The organism is Robiginitalea sp. (assembly GCF_049588695.1).
Taxonomy (GTDB): Bacteria; Bacteroidota; Bacteroidia; order Flavobacteriales; family Flavobacteriaceae; genus Robiginitalea.
In genome coordinates this window covers 1-2235 of sequence record NZ_JBAVZJ010000013.1, presented here as the reverse complement: position 1 = coordinate 2235, position 2235 = coordinate 1, and the positions used below count along the sequence as shown (strand labels likewise).

Below are 2235 nucleotides of genomic sequence, written 5' to 3'. Positions count from 1 at the left end.
GTTCGGGATAGCGTCCGCTGTGAAGGGTATACACAGTGCTTCGTTCTTGAAGTCCGGAGATCTGGTCCCTGATAAAGGTTTCGGAATAGGCGAATTTCTGGGACCTTGTAATGCACAAATTCATAGGGATGCTTTATAGTCGCATTCGAATTATATTTTGAAAATACGCTCTTTTTTTGAGTAGAGGCAAAAACGCATGGTATTCCTGCGTTATGCGAGACGGCTTTATTGGTTTAACGGGTCCCGGCCTTCAGCGCCAGAATAGTGTTAAGGGCCGGGGTTGAAGAGAATACAAACCGGCGTCGGGGCCTCTGCCTGGTCGACGTAGGTAAGCAGGCCGGAGTTTGAATCCCTTTGAAATGAAACAACTGTATTGGTGGTTTGGTTAGCCACCAACAAAAACCTGTCCCCGGGAGAGAGGCTGAAATTCCTGGGTGTTTCCCCACGGGTGGGTTCATGTGCCAGGAGTTTCAGTTCACCCGTTTCAGGGTCCACGGAATAAACAACGATACTGTTGTGCCCCCTGTTGGAAGCATATAGGAATTTCCCGTCTGAAGAGATATGGATATCCGCACATGTATTGTCTGTTTCGGAACCCTCGGGTAAGGTCGAAATCGACTGGGTTATTTTGAGCGTACCGGTTTCAGGTTCCTTTTTCAACAGGGATACCGAAGAACTGAGTTCGTTAACCACATAGATCCAGGGCTTTTGAGGATGGAAAGTCAAATGCCGGGGCCCCGCACCGGGCTCCAAAGAAAAAGTCTGAGGCTCCCGGGGTGTAAACTTCTGGGATTGCGTATCGATTTCCGAGAACCACAACTGGTTTGTCCCCAGATCTACTGAGATAAGCCCCTCGTCTTGTGTAAACCAGCCGGAGTGGGCGTGGGGGCCTTCCTGCCTGGAGTGTTGCCCGCTTCCCTGGTGCTGTTGTACATGGAGCAGGTCCGACAGTTTTCCGTCATCCTGAATTTTTAAAAGGCCCATATTTCCGCCGCTGTAGTTGGCAACCAGGACATATCCCTCCGGATTCACGGCGACATGGCAGGGATGGGCCCCACCTGTGGGTTTTTGATCTAAAAATGTAAGGCTGTCTTTTCCTATGCGAAATGAGCTCACAAAGCCGGTCTGGTCGTCATTGCTGACTTCATTGACGCTTAGCAGATAGCGCCCGTCTGGGGACAGGGTAAGGAAGGAAGGATTTTCAGCCTCTGCCATAAGTCCTGTCTTTGAGAGTTTACCGTCTGTCGATAAACTGTATTGATATATCCCCTGACTCTCCCCGTCTGTGTAAGTGCCCAGGTAAAAATGCATATCTGGCTTGGTTTGTTCTGCCCTTTCCTGAACGGCATCTTTAGCAGATTCTGGGGAAGGCCCTTTACAATTCACGGTAATTATCAATACAGTGCATAAGGCTGGTATAAATCGAGGCATAGGATTAGGATGTCATGTGTGGAATACAATATTAAATGAATTTAGAGGATTTCCGGGAATGTTGAGTAGACCTGGATTTTAAGCGAAACAAAAAAAACCGCCTCCTTTAATGGGAAGCGGTTTTCTATTGCTGATTGGCAAGTAGTCAATTCTTCCAGACAAACCCTACATTCACAGAAAAGAAGGGCAGGCTGGGAACATCGCTCCCGGAGGCCACGTACTGGTATCGCACCGCAGCGCGAAGGCCAACGCTATAGCCTATTTTATAATCGATTCCGAGCTCCGGCCGAAGTCCGAACTGCCAGGCCGTGTTCTGATCGGTGAATAAACCAATATCTCGTTCAAATCGGTTGTAGACCAGCCCGATACCCAGGGAGGCATAGGGTTCCACCTTACCCGAGGAATTAAAGTAATAAGTACCTGTCCCAAACAAGGGAAAACTGTTGAGGTAGTTGTAGCGGAATCCTGAGACGGTTTCCGTTCCGGTGGTTTCCGTTACGTAACCAACGTCTTCACTAAAAACCTGCCATCCCGTACTGAAACCAACACCAAGATTTTCTTTAATCAGATAGGAATAATCAATACCGACACCCCTCCAGCTTGTCGATCCAAAATAGTCCGAAGTCTCTCCGGTTGGAAAGGCCACGCTGTATGTAATGGCAAACTTGGATTGAGCATAGGATGTTATGGTGAACACCAATAAAAGCATTGCAATTGTAAATCGAGTTCTCATAGAATTTTGCTTTTAATTGTTGGCAAATGGGGGTTGATCAAAGGCCTGGTCGAGGTTTCGGTCAATACGAC

General features: G+C 48.0%; 2 protein-coding genes. Both read right to left on the bottom strand.

The window, feature by feature from the left end; all coding sequences use genetic code 11:
* Positions 1–267: 267 nt before the first annotated feature.
* Positions 268–1311, bottom strand: coding sequence for a lactonase family protein (locus WBV75_RS00195; protein WP_424118651.1), 1044 nt, complete (start codon positions 1309–1311; stop codon positions 268–270).
* Positions 1312–1576: 265 nt separating this feature from the next.
* Entirely contained in the window at positions 1577–2164 is a 588-nt protein-coding gene (locus tag WBV75_RS00190; protein ID WP_424118650.1) for an acyloxyacyl hydrolase, read from the bottom strand.
* Positions 2165–2235: the final 71 nt, after the last annotated feature.

Coding starts and splice junctions, on each gene's coding strand:
- WBV75_RS00195 (WP_424118651.1), bottom strand. CDS start 1,311: ATGCATTTTTACCTGGGCACTTACACAGACGGGGAGAGTCAGGGGATA.
- WBV75_RS00190 (WP_424118650.1), bottom strand. CDS start 2,164: ATGAGAACTCGATTTACAATTGCAATGCTTTTATTGGTGTTCACCATA.